Raw genomic sequence first — 15,648 nt, 5'->3', positions numbered from 1 at the left:
CTAAACACTGACCCTTACTAAAAGGGTGCCCAAGCAGTATAATACCGACACTTTGGAAAAATGTCAACTGTAATTATTAGTTGCTTACTTTTCTTTAATCAAATAATCTGCCAAAAAAGCTTTTCTTTTCCTTTGGCGCCTCTTGATCTGCATTTTTTTCTTGTGAGTACTTTTCTTCAATATCGATGATCTCTTCATTTACTGCATGATCAGTTACCAACAGCAAACCAATACTATCCTCTGAATCAATCGTTGCGTCATTTACAATGGTAAAATCAACAGAATTTTTTGACGCCAAGGCAATGAAATCTCTTTGGACTTGTTCATCAACTGAACCATTGATCAGCAATTTCCCTTCAGGATATTTTTGAATTTCTGTTAGCAAGTGTTCCCGGTCCTGTCGATTTCTCATTTCGCGCATGGTCATACTTACAAAGCAACGTTCGCGGAATGTTCCTAAATACTTGCGCTGTTCATCCGGATTGATTCGTGCTGCACCAAATCGTCCCTTATCTAAATGTTGCTGTAATTCATCTTTTGCCAAAAAAATTCACTTCCTCATCAGATACTTTTAACCAAGTATATCAAAAGAGTGATTAAAATGCTCAACTCTGATCATCCAGTAAAAAATTTATTAAAAATTCCAACTGAACAGATCAATTCAAGTAACGATGAAAGAAATGAATAATTTTCAGAAACGCATAATAAAACTATTGTAATTTTATTCTCGCTCTTTTATAGTTAAAGTTGGTTTTAAAAAATGATAAATTTTTTTATAAAAGCCCGTTTTTACGGGCTTTTGTCGTATTTTCTAAAAAGGAGTGCTTTATGATCAATCGTTATAAAAATTTGTTACAACAGGAATTTATGCATTACTCTAAAGAAAAACTACAAAAGGATCTGCTGGCCGGGTTGACAGTCGCGGCTGTCGCTTTGCCTTTAGCATTAGCTTTTGGAGTCTCTAGCGGAGCGGATGCTGCCGCTGGAATGATTACAGCTATTATTGCGGGTGTCGTTATCGGAAGCCTTTCAGGCGGGTTCTACCAAATTTCTGGACCAACTGGAGCAATGGCTGCGATCTTAACTGGAATTATCGCAACACAGGGTCTGGCAGGTGTTCTAGTTGCGACATTTATCGCAGGGATTTTCTTACTGATCGCCGGACTTTTCAAACTTGGGAATCTCACCTCATTCATTCCGGCGCCAGTTATTACCGGTTTTACTTCCGGTATTGCTATCATTATTGCTTTAGGACAAATCGATAATTTTTTTGGAACCACCTCAGTTGGCGAAAATGCTTTAGCAAAACTTCTTAGTTATCGATCCGGCTTCACCCCGAACTTACCCACTCTTTTATTAGGACTGGCTGTTTTACTACTTTTGATTTTCTATCCTAAAAAGTGGAGTCAAATTTTACCAGCTTCACTGGTTGCTATTATTTTGGCGACATTTGTCACAATTATTTTCAAACTGCCTGTTGCTAAAGTTGGGAAAATTCCTACTTCATTAGTAACAAGCGAACGACTCCAGTTAGCAACACTTAACCTTTCTTTAGTAAAGCAATTATTGCTGCCTGCGATTAGTATTGCCATGCTAGGAATGATTGAGAGTTTGCTTTGCGGGGCTTCTGCTGGACGAATGACTGGAAAAGACCTTGATAGTAATCAGGAATTAATCGCACAGGGGATCGGTAATATAATCTTGCCGTTCTTTGGTGGAATCCCGGCAACAGCCGCGATCGCTCGAACAAACGTAGCGATTAAGTCCGGTGCACAAACTCGATTAGCTGGCATCTTCCATGCGCTCTTCCTATTTTTATCGATGATCCTATTTGCACCGATCATGTCCCAAATTCCGATGGCTGCACTTGCCAGCGTTCTTTTGGTTACTAGTTGGCGAATGCACGAATGGGAGACAATCAAAACAATGATCCGACAGAAAAAAAGAACAGCGATCCTACTGTTCTTCGTTACCATGCTTAGTACGATCATTTTTGATTTAAGCATTGCCATCGTGATTGGCGTCATATGCGGCTGCATCTTCTTCATTGCCAAAAGTGCGAAAATTTCTATTATTACAGAAGAGATTGATTGGCAGCGGATGGAACTGCCTCGTTCTGCTGCTGGTGCTGAATGGGCAGTCATCTATATTACCGGCCCATTATTCTTTATGTCAGCTAACCAACTAAAAAAAGAACTAGATAAAGTCGTTGATAAAGAAGGACTCATCTTTTCACTTCGAGGAGTACCAAGCATTGATGTAACAGCATTAGATACTTTTGCAGATTATTTTTCTATCGCGGCGCTAAATGAACAAAAACTCGTTTTTACTTCTATGCAGCCTGATGTAGAAAAGCAATTTCAACAGCTATGGGACAATCAAGTTCATTGTCCGATTCAACATCCAACAGTTGCCCATGCGTTACACGCCCTGCATCAGGGATACTAAATCCTTTCCATATAAAAAGAGAGCTGTGAGGAAAAATCCTCACAGCCCTCTTTTTTGTTAATTATTTACCGATGAATGGGTTGTTTTTTAAGTTGTAGAAAGATTTAATTCCTTTGTATTCTGCAACATCACCCAATTGGTCTTCGATACGTAATAATTGATTGTATTTAGCAATACGGTCAGTACGTGAAAGAGAACCAGTTTTGATTTGACCAGCGTTAGTTGCAACAGCGATATCAGAGATTGTAGAATCTTCTGTTTCACCAGAACGGTGAGATACAACTGCAGTGTAGCCAGCTTCTTTAGCCATTTCGATAGCGTTGAATGTTTCTGTTAAAGTACCGATTTGGTTAACTTTGATAAGGATAGAGTTAGCAACACCTAAATCAATAGCTTTCGCTAATTTTTCAGTGTTTGTAACGAACAAGTCGTCACCAACTAATTGAACTTTATCGCCTAAAGCTTCAGTTAATTTCTTAGTACCTTCCCAGTCATTTTCGTCTAGACCATCTTCGATTGAGATGATTGGGTATTTAGCAACCAATTCTTCGTAGAATGCGATCATTTCTTCAGTTGTTTTTTCGCCTTCACCTGAATCAGCTAAAACGTAAACACCTTTTTCTTTATCGTAGAATTCTGAAGAAGCAGCATCCATAGCAAGAACGATGTCTTTACCAGGTACATAGCCAGCTTTTTCGATAGCTTCGATAATTACTTCGAAACCTTCTTCGTTAGAACCAAGGTTAGGAGCGAATCCACCTTCGTCACCAACTGAAGTAGCAAGACCTTTAGCTTTTAAGATTGAAGCCAAAGCGTGGAATACTTCTGCACCATAACGTAAAGCTTCTTTGAATGTAGGAGCGCCAACAGGCATGATCATAAATTCTTGGAAGTCAATAGAGTTATCAGCATGTGATCCACCATTGATGATATTCATCATAGGAGTAGGCAAAACTTTTGTATTGAATCCGCCAAGGTAGTTGTACAATGGGATTTCTAAGAAGTCAGCAGCTGCACGAGCAACGGCGATAGAAACACCAAGAATAGCGTTCGCACCTAATTTACCTTTGTTAGGAGTGCCATCTAATTCGATCATAGCAGCATCAATAGCAGCTTGGTCACGTACGTCGTAGCCGATGATTGCTTCAGCGATAATGTTGTTTACATTATCAACTGCTTTAGTAACACCTTTACCGCCGTAACGAGCTTTGTCGCCATCACGTAATTCAACGGCTTCGTATTCACCAGTTGAAGCACCTGAAGGAACCATACCGCGGCCGAATGCGCCGTCTTCTGTATAAACTTCTACTTCGATTGTTGGGTTACCACGTGAGTCTAGGACTTCGCGTGCGTAAACGTCTGAGATAATTGACATGTTTTGTCTCTCCTTTAAAATTTGTTTTTATTAAAGGGCTAAAAACCCTTATAACCAATATTAGTGAAAATCGTCGGCAGTTGCAAACAAAAGCCGTAATTTTCTATAAAAAATTATTTTGCGCCTTCTAATAAAGCTAAGAATGAGTCAGCCTTCAAGCTAGCTCCGCCGACTAAAGCGCCGTCAACGTTTTCTTTTGCCATGTATTCAGCAATGTTTTCTGGTTTCACAGAACCGCCGTATTGGATACGAACAGCTTCAGAAACTTCTTTACCATAAATACCTTCAACTGTTGACCGAACAACGCCGCAGATTTCGTCAGCGATTTGTGCGTCAGCAGATTTACCAGTACCGATAGCCCAGATTGGTTCATAAGCAATAACCATGCTTGAAACTTGTTCAGCAGAAAGATCAGCTAAACCAGCTTTGATTTGACCTTCGATCCATTCAGCTGTTTTGCCAGCTTCATATGTTTCTAAAGACTCACCACAGCAAAGGATTGGCAACATGCCGTTAGCGAAGATTGCTTTGGCTTTTTTGTTGATTTCTTCGTCTGTTTCATGGAAATATTCACGGCGTTCTGAATGGCCGATGATTACATATTCCACACCCAGATCAGCTAAAGCAGCAGGTGAAGTTTCACCAGTGAATGCTCCAGCATTTTCCCAGTAGCAGTTTTGAGCAGAGATTTTTAAGTCAGTGCCTTTTGCTGCTTCAACTAATTCTTGTAAGAATAAAGCAGGTGATCCAATCACTGAATCTACTTTATCGTTAGCAGGAATATTGTTTTTTACTGCTTCAGCAAAATCTTTTGCTTCAGATGCAGTTAAGTTCATTTTCCAGTTACCAGCAATAATTGGTTTACGCATTTAGAAAACTCCTTTTTCGTATTAAGGTGTTAATTTTTTTCAAAAATTAATTTGATTCTCAAGCCGTATACCATCCAACTAAACAGATCAACACTGTTCAATGAAGTTCCATCATGTAAATTCTTAACACATTGTGAAACTGCAAAAAGTTGGACTGGCATCCTTTTTCGTATTAAGGTGTTAATTTTTATTTATCGTTGATTGCTGCTAGTCCAGGTAATTCTTTACCTTCTAGTAATTCAAGACTTGCGCCGCCACCAGTTGAGATGTGAGTGAATTTGTCAGCAAAGCCAAGTTGTTCAGCTGCCGCTGCAGAATCCCCACCACCGATGATTGTTGTAGCATCTTTCAAGTTCGCGATTGCTTCGCAAACACCGATTGTTCCGCGAGCGAAGTTGCTCATTTCGAACACACCCATAGGTCCGTTCCATACAACTGTTTTCGCGCCTTCTAATGTTTGAGCGAACAAAGCGATTGATTCTGGTCCAATGTCAAGACCCATTTGTCCAGCTGGAACATCACCAGTATGTTCTTCAGTAGGAACGTCGTTTGAGAATTCAGCCGCTGTAATTGAGTCAACTGGTAAAACTAACTTGTCGCCAGCTGCTTCGATCAATTCTTTTGCTAAGTCAACTTTGTCAGCTTCTACTAATGAGTTGCCGATTTCCATGCCTTTAGCTTTGTAGAAGGTATACGTCATTCCGCCGCCAATCAAGATCTTGTCAGCTTTAGGAATCAAGTTTTTGATTACGCCGATTTTGTCAGAAACTTTCGCGCCGCCTAAGATCGCGATCATAGGGCGTTTAGGTTCTTCAACAGCTTCGCCGATGAATTTGATTTCTTTTTCCATTAAGAATCCAGCAACAGTTGGAATTCCAGTAGAAGCGATACCTACGTTAGAAGCGTGCGCACGGTGAGCAGTACCAAATGCATCATTGACGAATACATCGCCTAATGAAGCCCAGTATTTACCAAGTTCAGCGTCATTGCCGCTTTCTTTTTTGCCATCGATATCTTCATAACGAGTATTTTCAAAGACAACTACGTCGCCGTCTTTCATGTCTGCGATTGCAGCTTCTAATTCAGAACCGCGAGTCTCAGGTACGAACGTTACGTTTTTACCTAATAATTCGCTTAAACGTTCAGCTACAGGTTTTAATGATTTGCCTGCTTTGTCTTCTTCTGTTTTCACACGACCTAGGTGAGAGAACAAAATAGCTTTGCCGCCTTGTTCTAAAATGTAGTTGATTGTTGGTAACGCCGCTTTGATACGAGTGTCATCAGTAATCACGCCATCTTTAACAGGAACGTTGAAGTCCACACGAACTAAAACTTTCTTGTCTTTCAAGTCAAGATCTTTAACTGTCATTTTTGCCATGAAAGAAAACCTCCAAATTGTTTTTTTAAATCTTTTCTATTATACAACTCTTTTTAGGAAAAGAGCTAACGATAGACATAAGCTTACTAAAAAACGGAGAAGCGCGTTGCTTCCCCGCCTTGTTTCAGACAATGTGTTTTCGTTTAAAATAAATCTTAAAGTTTAGCGAAGTATTCTAAAGTACGAACTAATTGAGCAGTGTATGACATTTCGTTATCATACCAAGCAACAGTTTTAACTAATTGTTGTTCGCCAACTGTCATTACTTTAGTTTGAGTTTCGTCAAATAATGAACCGTAAGTCATACCTACGATATCTGAAGAAACGATTTCGTCAGTGTTGTAACCGAATGATTCGTTAGATGCTGCTTTCATCGCTGCATTTACTTCATCAACAGTAACTTTTTTGTTAAGAACAGTAACTAATTCAGTTAATGAACCAGTTGCAACAGGAACACGTTGAGCAGCTCCGTCTAATTTACCGTTCAAGTCAGGAATAACTAAACCGATAGCTTTAGCAGCACCAGTTGAGTTAGGCACGATGTTTGCTGCAGCAGCACGCGCACGACGGAAGTCGCCTTTAGGGTGAGGTCCATCAAGAGTCATTTGGTCACCAGTGTAAGCGTGGATAGTTGTCATTAAGCCTTCAACAACGCCAAATTCGTCATTCAAAGTTTTAGCCATAGGAGCTAGACAGTTAGTAGTACATGAAGCACCAGAGATAACTGTTTCGTCACCAGTTAAAGTTTCGTGGTTAGTGTTGTAAACGATTGTTGGAACATCGTTACCACCAGGAGCTGAGATAACAACACGTTTAGCACCAGCTGTTAAATGTTTTTCAGCAGCAGATTTTGAAGTGAAGAATCCAGTACATTCTAATACGATATCTACTCCTAGTTCTCCCCAAGGTAATTCTTCAGGGTTGCGGTTAGCAAGAACTTTAACTTCTTTGCCGTTCACGTTGAATGAACCTTCATGAACTTCAACAGTTCCGTTAAAGCGACCTTGAGTTGTATCATATTTTAACAAGTGAGCCAACATTTTAGCGTCTGTTAAGTCGTTGATAGCTACAACTTCCAATCCTTCTACATCTTGGATACGGCGGAATGCTAAGCGTCCGATACGTCCAAATCCGTTAATTCCAACTTTTACTGTCATTTAAGATTTCCTCCTTATGGAATCAAAAAATATATTTATTTTAAAGGGGATGTCCCTTTTAAAATCTCATTTGCGGCGGCTTCATCGGTGATGAGCCACGTTTGTTTTGGAGCATTTTTCATATACGCTGTAATGGCTTTGACTTTGCTTTTACCACCAGCGACTGCTAGAATCGTCGGCATCTTCTGAATATCCTCTAAGGATAATCCGATTCGCGGTACCTTATGAACGATCTCTCCATTCTCGTCAAAAAAGTACCCAAAAGATTCTGCAACAGCATTTTTTTGTTTCAGACGAATGATCTCATCTTCTGACATTTTTCGCCTTGCTGCCATGTGTACGGCTCGACCAATACTGTGAACAACACAATTGGCTTCTTTGATCATCGCCAGGACGGTTCTAATCGAAGGTTCTTTCAGCAGTGTATGGTACGCTTCCTCACTTAACTGTTCCGGCACATATAATGCACGATGTTCGCCGTGGGCATTTGCTGCCATCAAGGCGCTCACTGAATTAGCTTGAATCGATACGGCTTCACCGATACCGCCCCTAGCTGGAACAAAAAGATTATGGCGTTTTGCTGTTTCCAATGGACTGACATGTCTGGCAACTTCTGCCATTGTCGTACCGCCCATCACTGCAATAATGTTTCGGCCATCTGGTAATTGACGCTGCAAAGCCTCATCAACTAACTCGCCAAATTCACCGATTACTTTTTCCTGCTCATCACTGTTTCCAGAAACGATCAAGCAACGTTCGATTTTGAAAATTGAAGCGAGCTGCTTTTCTAACTGATCCATGCCGGTAAACTGTTCCATCAAAAGTTCCAGATGCTGCAACAGTCCCTCGCCCTTTTCAGTTAATAACATACCGCTCTTCGTTGCATCAATCAAACGCTGATCTCTAAGATAATCTGTCTCACCACGTAAAACTCGTTCGGTAAGACCCAATGAATCAGCTAAGTTTCTTCGACCGATCGGCTGCATCCAAAAAATATTCTGCATGATACGATATCTTTTTTTTACAACCTCTAACACATCAGGGGCGATTGCTTCAAGTACTCTTAGTTCACTTAACAAAGGAATTCCTCCGTTGGACTTAAGTAGTCCCTCATAGACTTTTAGCGACCCATGAATATTAAAAAAAATGCAAGAAAGTCAAATCAATCATTTGATATTTGCTAATTTCTTACATGACAAAGTGTAACAGTTTTGTCCCATCTGCGCAAGGAAAAAGCCAAGTTTTTTTACTTGGCTTAATCAAAACGTTTTCTTTTCGATGAGCTGGGAATATTTAAAGCATCACGGTACTTTGCGACCGTTCTTCGAGAAATTTTTTGCTCTTTTTCAGCTAACAGTTCAACGATTTTTTGATCAGATAATGGTTTGCGTTTATCTTCTTTTTCAACTAAAGACGTGATAAGTTGTTTAACTTCATCGGCTGAGGTATCTTCGTCGTTAACTTTATTGACAAAAAAACTGCGTAATTCAAAGACACCAAAATCCGTCTCAATATATTTTCCATTAACTGCACGGCTGATCGTTGATTCATGGACGTCCAATTGTTTCGCCACGTCTTTCAGCATCAATGGCTTCAAAGCACCTTGTTTTTCTTCAAAAAAATGTGCTTGCTGCTGTACGATAATCTTACCGACTTCTAGAATTGTATCTTTTCGCTGCCCTAGGGTTTTGTTTAACCACTCGAACTGCTGCAGCTTTTCTTTCAAATAAACTTTTGTTTCCTCATCAGCCTGCTGCTTCAAACGATTAAAATAATTCTCCTGGAAGTTTAGTCTCAGTTGACCCCTTTTATTCGACAGTACAACTAATTCTCCTTCTCTTCTAACTAATGTCAAATCTGGAATAATGAAATTCGAGTCTTGTCCGCCAAAGCTTGCGCCTGGGAATGGATTCAAGGTTCGAATATAATCCAAAATCTGTTGAACCTGAGCTAGACTGATTTGATATTCCTTCGCAATCTGTTCAAATTTTCTTTTGGCAATCGCGTCGAAAGACTCTTCTAATAGAAGATAAGCTAATTCTGGGGCATAATCATCTTGTTCTGTCTGCAGCATCAAACACTCCTGCAGGTTTCTCGCACCTACCCCTGGCGGATCCAACTGCTGCAAAAGCGTCAAAGCATCCAGATATTGAATATCTGTCGCCTTCAGCTCTTCTTTGATCTCTTCTTCATCGACTCTTAAATAACCATTTACATCGACATACTCTACTAAGACAAGCATAATCTCACGAATGAACGTATCTCGATAGTTTAAGTGAATTTGATTGATTAGATGTTCAAACAACGAAACAGGATGATCAGCAATCTGAATGAATGACTCTTCTTTGGCCGCTCCGCTATTGTGCATCTGCATCAAGTCGCTTTGAATTTTTGGAGCCACTACATCAAATAGCGGATTCTCTAAAGAGACCGTTTCAACGTAGTCCTTCAACTCCTCAGTATTGAATTGTAATATTTGAATCGCCTGCTGCAACTCCTGAGTCATCGCCAGTTTTTGAGTTTGCTGCTGCTTCTGCGAATAACCTTGCTGAAACTTCATATACTTTCCCCTTGTTTTTTTAAAATAATATGCTAAACTAATATTCGTGCTTATGACCAATACACGCGCCCTTAGTGTAGTGGATATCACGTAAGATTCCGGTTCTTGAGACGGGGGTTCGATTCCCTCAGGGCGCATTATTTCGACACTTCTCAATTCGAGGAGTGTTTTTTCTTTTAACGAACTAAAAAAATCGAACTCCATAACAGCTATTATACTTTTTTAGCTGGCACTTATCAATTTTGATTCAGTCAAAGGAGATTAGCAGCTATCAATAAAAGAAGAAAACCGCTCCTAACAGGAACAAATCCTGATAAAAGCGGTTCTCTATCTGATTATTTCTTAATTAATATTGCCTTGCTCTTCGGATAGGTTGGAAATTGATTCATTGGAATTGTCCAATCCTGTTCTGGCACAGAAAACTGATACTTATTCACCAGCTGATCTGAAAAGACCCTTAAAGTATGCAAAGTGATCCATTCTCCTGCACAGCGATGCATTGCTTCAAATTTTCCGCCGCCTTGAGCAATCATTTCATACTCTTCATCGTAAGAAATATGCTTTTCTTTTCCTAAATAACGAGAGATTCGGAATACTTCCGGTGTTTCGATCATGCGTTCATCATGATTTGTTCCATACAGATCAAGAACAACCCAGCTATCTTTAGGAATCAAATAACCATCAACTTCAACATCTTGTTTCGCGAAAGCCGGCAACATCGGAAAGAAAGGATAATAACGACGCATTTCTTGTATGAAAGAATCTTGCAATTGATCGAATTCAGCATGGAGCCGTTGATAAATATCGGGACGGCTAAACAAAGCATGGCCCATTAAAGCAATCCAAACAGTCAAAGCAACTGTTGGACGAATCACATTTAACAATTCAACAGCGGCTACATCAATTGGTAATAATTCTCCCTGATCATCTGTAGCATTAGCAAAAGCATATAGGGCAACGTCCTCTTTTCCAGCCACTGGGTTTGTACGTGCCTTTTCAATCAATGATTGTGCCCATTTTTCTGATTTTTTTCGATTTTCAATGCCTTTGATATGAGTTGTCGGATTGGTTACAGCAGAGCTGATCATTGAGATTTGGTATTCCGCTAATTGCTCAACTTCCTTCTTGTCAATTTTTGATAAATCAATTCCCGACCACTCACAAATTGAACGAAATAGAACATCCTTCGCGACATCGAACAGTTCAAATTCTCCCTGCTGTTGATCCATCTTCTGGGTTAGATTCTTGTCCAAAATCCGATGATACGCTTCCATTCGCTCTGGTGTCATCAAATTCATAAAAATAGTTTTTCTATGCTCATGAGCATTCCCATCCAAGGTTTGAACCCCATCTTCTCCAAACAACGTTTTTAAAACAAGCTTCGGCATCGCGCCTTCTCTTTTAAAATTTCGTGGATCATAAAATTTCTTAGCCGCTTCTTTTCCATAAATCGCGATGACTTCCTTCTTTAGCAATCGGGCCTTTACGACTGGTGCATCTGCTTCTTTGCGTAATTCTGTGAGCAGTAGATAGCCTTCGTCCAGACGTTCACTCACATCTGTTAATTTGATTTTGATTTCAGGTACTTTTTCCATGACAATCACCTTTCTGTGTTTCTTTTCTAAATTCATACTATCGCGTTACTCAGAAAAGAATCAACGAAAGCGCTTGTGAAAATCTAAAGGAAAATTAAAAAAAGAATAGATCAAATTGATCTACTCTTCATCATCGTCTTCAAATTCATCATCGTCATCATCGATCACGCTGAGATCATCTTCGATACCGCCAGGAACAACTTCTTCGTCATCCTCATTTGCATCCGCTCCGATTTCTTGTAGATCAGAGTTATATGCTGCGATTTCATCATCATCATCGTCATCATCGTCGTCGATTTCATCTTCGTCATCGTCGACTAACAAATCAGTATCTTCAGGGTCATCATCGTTGTAGTCGATCGCATCTTCATCATCGTTGATAAAGGCATTGACCTTCTTACGTTTCTTACGACGAGGCTTGTCTTCTTCATCGTCATCTTCTAAGCCATGGTTGACTTCTTCATCAATCGAATCGATCGCGTACCATGAACGTAATCCCCAGCGATTATCGCCTAGAGAAATAAAACTTCCATCAATATTCAAATCGGTATAAAATTGTGCTAATGCATCACGAATCTCACTGTCTGATTTGCCAAGATAGTTTTGGATTTGATTGACTAGATCTGAAAAATCCATTACATCTGCGCGTTCTTCCAGAATTGCGTGTGCCACTTCAATCATTGATAATTCATCTTTGTTCAAACCATCAAAAATACTAAGTTCCAAGTATGACACGTCCTTTCAAAGTCTACTCCTTATCATACAAAATCAAAAGGTAAAAAGCAAACCTTTCTTATGCTTAGGTGGTAAATTCTAAAACTAGGTGATAGTCTCCCACTTTTTCCTCTTTCATCAGAAGAGCATAGTCAATTGTAATGATGCCTGAAAATGGGCGATCCTTTAAACTGACATGAAGATTTTTCGCATAAGTCGTAATCATAAAAATACCATATGGTGTCTTATAACTAGTCTCTAACTTCTCGCGATAAGCAAAACGCAGACGCATCCGTGATTCACCGGAACGAATCAGTTGAACTTGAGAATCTGGCGTTACTTTGACCGTGACCGGGGTTTCTTGTCCATCCGGTTGAACTTCTTTGTAGCGAATGTACAATGTGTCTCCCATTTTCACAACTTGACCGGGAAGATCAAAGACGAACTCCTCTGTCTCGTCGTTCTGAGTGACCTTCGTTTGTACTTTAATTTTTGCGGGAATACCTTCATTGATATTCACAGAGCTTCCACTCCTTCTTAGTTTAATGTACTTGTCCTGTTGCTCTGCTGAACCTTTAAGTGTCAGGTAGACATGTCTCTTCCGGAAATCATCACTAGATTAGATGACAAATTCTTTTTCAGTTTACTACCTACAAAGAAAGACTGGCAAAGCCAGAAGCAGAGCTGACAATCTTCCACTATTTATTTTTGTCGCTTTTACTTTTTTTGTCAACTACTTCTGCTTTTTGAGCTACATGATTACTTACTTTCCGTATTTTTGTTTATAATAGTAGGGAATACACGGAACGAGAGGAAGATTAGATGAAAGAAGCATTGCTTTTTGATCAAGAGATGCTCCCAAAAAACGACTTATTCAATCCTTTTGCCTTGACGGATGTGCTGACAGAGTTTAGCGGTGATCAGGATCAGCCGATCATCCATTTTTGGCAATTGCCTAAAACCTTGATCTTGGGAATGAAGGATAGTCGTGTCAACTATTTTAAGGAAGCCCTAAGAACTGTTCATAAGAGAGAATATGAGCTTCTTTTACGTAATGCTGGCGGCTTAGGTGTGATCAGTGATGAAGGAGTATTAAACGTATCGTTGATTCTTCCCAAAGAGACGATCTCTTCATTATCAATCGATGATGGTTATCAAGCAATGGTAGACTGGATAGAGCAAACTAGTTTTGGCAAGTTAGGCATCGATGTTGGCGAAGTCGCCGATTCTTACTGTCCAGGGAAATACGATCTCTCAATAAATGGAAAAAAAATCGCCGGTATTGCCCAGCGACGAGTCAAAGAAGGTGTGGCGATCATGATGTATCTTAGTGTCAACGGCGATCAAACGCTTCGTGGAGAGGTTATTCGTTCCTACTATGAAGAAGGTTTGAAGGATCAGTTTGGCGTCAACTATCCTCCAGTTAATCCTGCTAGTATGACAACACTAGATGATATTGCACCCTTCGACGTTTCAATCGATTCTGTTAAACAGCAGTTATTACTGGCGATGTCTCATCGTGACCAAACAGATGCTTTAGCAAGTTTCTATCAATTAGAAGAATATCAGCGTCGCATTCAAAATATGCAGCAGCGCAACGCGATTATTCAGGAGGTACTAAATGACTTATAAATACCAAATGCTCCCACTGGAAAAAGTTTTTCGCGATCCAGTCCATAACTATATCCATGTCCAACATCAGGTCATTTTAGATTTGATCAACTCAAAAGAAGTTCAACGTTTGCGGCGAATCAAACAACTCGGCACAACCTCTTATACTTTTCATGGTGCAGAACACAGCCGTTTTTCTCATTCGTTAGGCGTCTACGATATTACTCGGCGAATTTGCGATATTTTTCAACGAAACTACTCTCAGGAAAAGTACGGCAAAGACGGGTGGGATGACTCCTATCGCCTAGTCGCCTTGTGTGCGGCATTGCTTCACGATGTTGGTCATGGTCCCTATTCCCATACCTTCGAACATATTTTTCATACAGATCATGAAGCCTTGACCGTTGCGATCATTACATCCCCGGAAACTGAGGTATTTCAGATCTTAAACAATGTCGAAGAAGGCTTCCCAGAAAAAGTTGCTAGCGTTATTACTAAAACCTTCGAGAATCCGCAGGTGGTGCAGATGATCTCCAGTCAGATTGATGCAGATCGGATGGATTATTTGCTGCGTGATGCCTATTATACCGGTACTGAATATGGTACTTTCGACTTAACAAGAATCTTACGTGTGATCCGTCCTTATGAAGGCGGAATTGCCTTCTCTATGAATGGGATGCACGCTGTGGAAGATTACATTGTCAGTCGTTATCAAATGTATGTCCAAGTTTATTTCCATTCAGTTTCTCGTGGAATGGAAGTGTTACTAGAACATCTTTTAGATCGTGCACACGAATTATATCAAGAAGATGCGGAAATTTTCTCTCTTCATTCACAATTCTTAATACCTTTTTTGAAAGAAGATTTTTCATTAGAGGACTATTTAAAATTGGATGACGGGGTATTGAATACGTACTTTGCCCAATGGATTGATGAACAGGACCTGATTTTAAGTGACCTAGCCTACCGCTTTTTAAATCGCAAACCGTTAAAATCTATCACGGTCGATTCTAGTGATAATCCGCTGCTGCTTGAAATGAAAGACTTAGTTGAAAAAGCTGGATTCAATCCACGTTACTACACAGCAATTAATTCCAGTTACGACTTGCCATATGACCTTTATCACCCAGAAAAAGGCAGTCACCGAACACAAATCGAATTAATGCAAAAAGACGGTTCATTAATCGAACTTTCTAAGGCTAGCCAGCTGGTTTCAGCGCTGACTGGACAAGGTCAAGGCGACATCCGCTTCTATTATCCGAAAGAGATGACGCAGTTGGATAGTAGGAATTCAGATTTGTTCGATGATTATTATCAAGCATTTGCCAAACATATTCACAATGGTGCGCTAGTAAAATAAGCAAAAAAACTTTCTGATCACTCAGAAAGTTTTTTCTTTAGCCATTCTTCTACGGCCCACTTATGACTGCCACGTTTCAATAATTCAATCGCCTGTGCTGGCGGTTCCCAGCTGCTATTGTTGCCCTCTTCTAATGGTTCAGAAACTTTTTCCCAGCTTTTTGTAGAATAAAAATAGCCCGGATTATAAAAGAAAGTCGCCCGATGACGGGAATAGAAATATTCATCTGCTTGTCCTAAATACTCTGACAAAACAACTTCAAAGCCTAACTCTTCCAGCATTTCACGCTCTATCGCCTCTTCTTTTGTTTCATTTCCTTCGATTTCTCCGCCAGGTAAAAAGTATGCACCATTAGGAGCTTGGACTAGCGCAATTTTTTCCTCATCATTCATTAAAATTGCGTAAGCTGCATAACGTGCTTGATAGTTTTTTTCGGCTTCCTTTTCGCCAAACACTGGGATCATTGGTGTCCTCCTGCATAATGTATTTACTAGCTAGTTTACATTAAAAAAAACTCATAAACAACTGCTGAGCATAAATGCTGGCAAATTGATGTTTTATGGTATTATGAATTTAATAAT

At 39.9% G+C, this 15,648-nt stretch carries 14 protein-coding genes and 1 tRNA gene; 4 read left to right on the top strand and 11 right to left on the bottom strand.

What is annotated here, in order from left to right; translation table 11 throughout:
• Positions 1–94: 94 nt before the first annotated feature.
• Positions 95–544 (bottom strand): YueI family protein, encoded by a 450-nt coding sequence (locus tag AC4J95_RS14545; protein ID WP_494550487.1) that lies wholly within the window; start codon positions 542–544, stop codon positions 95–97.
• Positions 545–828: 284 nt separating this feature from the next.
• On the opposite strand from AC4J95_RS14545, the gene AC4J95_RS14540 reads away from it, so the two are divergent.
• Positions 829–2,448 carry a SulP family inorganic anion transporter gene (locus tag AC4J95_RS14540; protein ID WP_494550486.1) on the top strand — a complete coding sequence of 540 codons (1,620 nt, stop codon included), beginning with the start codon at positions 829–831 and terminating at the stop codon, positions 2,446–2,448.
• Between the two features lie 61 nt (positions 2,449–2,509).
• On the opposite strand, the gene eno is transcribed toward AC4J95_RS14540, so the two are convergent.
• From eno to rpoN, 6 genes are all read right to left on the bottom strand, one after another.
• Positions 2,510–3,823, bottom strand: a complete 1,314-nt coding sequence (eno, locus tag AC4J95_RS14535; protein ID WP_010744523.1) for a phosphopyruvate hydratase — start codon at positions 3,821–3,823, stop codon at positions 2,510–2,512.
• 113 nt (positions 3,824–3,936) lie between these two features.
• Complete coding sequence (gene tpiA, locus AC4J95_RS14530) at positions 3,937–4,692, bottom strand: triose-phosphate isomerase (protein ID WP_206919135.1); 756 nt, start codon at positions 4,690–4,692, stop codon at positions 3,937–3,939.
• 187 nt (positions 4,693–4,879) lie between these two features.
• The gene (locus AC4J95_RS14525; RefSeq protein WP_316401799.1) at positions 4,880–6,070 is read right to left on the bottom strand and encodes a phosphoglycerate kinase; all 1,191 of its coding nucleotides are present in this window, start codon (positions 6,068–6,070) and stop codon (positions 4,880–4,882) included.
• Positions 6,071–6,225: 155 nt separating this feature from the next.
• The gene (gene gap / locus AC4J95_RS14520; protein WP_316401800.1) at positions 6,226–7,227 is read right to left on the bottom strand and encodes a type I glyceraldehyde-3-phosphate dehydrogenase; all 1,002 of its coding nucleotides are present in this window, start codon (positions 7,225–7,227) and stop codon (positions 6,226–6,228) included.
• A gap of 35 nt (positions 7,228–7,262) precedes the next feature.
• On the bottom strand, positions 7,263–8,306 hold the full coding sequence (locus tag AC4J95_RS14515; protein WP_316401801.1) for a sugar-binding transcriptional regulator: 1,044 nt from the start codon (positions 8,304–8,306) through the stop codon (positions 7,263–7,265).
• Positions 8,307–8,482: 176 nt separating this feature from the next.
• Complete coding sequence (gene rpoN / locus AC4J95_RS14510) at positions 8,483–9,787, bottom strand: RNA polymerase factor sigma-54 (protein ID WP_494550485.1); 1,305 nt, start codon at positions 9,785–9,787, stop codon at positions 8,483–8,485.
• A 65-nt stretch (positions 9,788–9,852) separates the two neighbouring features.
• On the opposite strand from rpoN, the gene AC4J95_RS14505 reads away from it, so the two are divergent.
• Positions 9,853–9,924, top strand: a tRNA-Arg gene (locus AC4J95_RS14505).
• A gap of 198 nt (positions 9,925–10,122) precedes the next feature.
• Here AC4J95_RS14505 and AC4J95_RS14500 read toward each other — a convergent pair.
• From AC4J95_RS14500 to AC4J95_RS14490, 3 genes are all read right to left on the bottom strand, one after another.
• Positions 10,123–11,382 carry a cytochrome P450 gene (locus AC4J95_RS14500; protein ID WP_494550484.1) on the bottom strand — a complete coding sequence of 420 codons (1,260 nt, stop codon included), beginning with the start codon at positions 11,380–11,382 and terminating at the stop codon, positions 10,123–10,125.
• Positions 11,383–11,502: 120 nt separating this feature from the next.
• Positions 11,503–12,108, bottom strand: coding sequence for a DNA-directed RNA polymerase subunit delta (rpoE, locus tag AC4J95_RS14495; protein ID WP_494550483.1), 606 nt, complete (start codon positions 12,106–12,108; stop codon positions 11,503–11,505).
• Between the two features lie 73 nt (positions 12,109–12,181).
• A complete protein-coding gene (locus tag AC4J95_RS14490) occupies positions 12,182–12,616 on the bottom strand; it encodes a YwiB family protein (protein ID WP_316401805.1) in 435 nt (144 codons plus the stop codon).
• 302 nt (positions 12,617–12,918) lie between these two features.
• On the opposite strand from AC4J95_RS14490, the gene AC4J95_RS14485 reads away from it, so the two are divergent.
• Both AC4J95_RS14485 and AC4J95_RS14480 read left to right on the top strand, forming a co-directional pair.
• Positions 12,919–13,728, top strand: a complete 810-nt coding sequence (locus tag AC4J95_RS14485) for a lipoate--protein ligase family protein (protein WP_494550482.1) — start codon at positions 12,919–12,921, stop codon at positions 13,726–13,728.
• Positions 13,718–15,067 (top strand): HD domain-containing protein, encoded by a 1,350-nt coding sequence (locus tag AC4J95_RS14480; RefSeq protein ID WP_494550481.1) that lies wholly within the window; start codon positions 13,718–13,720, stop codon positions 15,065–15,067. The genes AC4J95_RS14485 and AC4J95_RS14480 overlap by 11 nt, the downstream gene beginning before the upstream one ends.
• Positions 15,068–15,084: 17 nt before the next feature.
• Here AC4J95_RS14480 and AC4J95_RS14475 read toward each other — a convergent pair whose 3' ends face one another.
• On the bottom strand, positions 15,085–15,531 hold the full coding sequence (locus AC4J95_RS14475) for an NUDIX hydrolase (RefSeq protein WP_494550480.1): 447 nt from the start codon (positions 15,529–15,531) through the stop codon (positions 15,085–15,087).
• Positions 15,532–15,648: the final 117 nt, after the last annotated feature.

The organism is Enterococcus sp. GPZ-007 (assembly GCF_059374735.1).
This window is presented reverse-complemented; position numbering and strand designations above follow the sequence as displayed.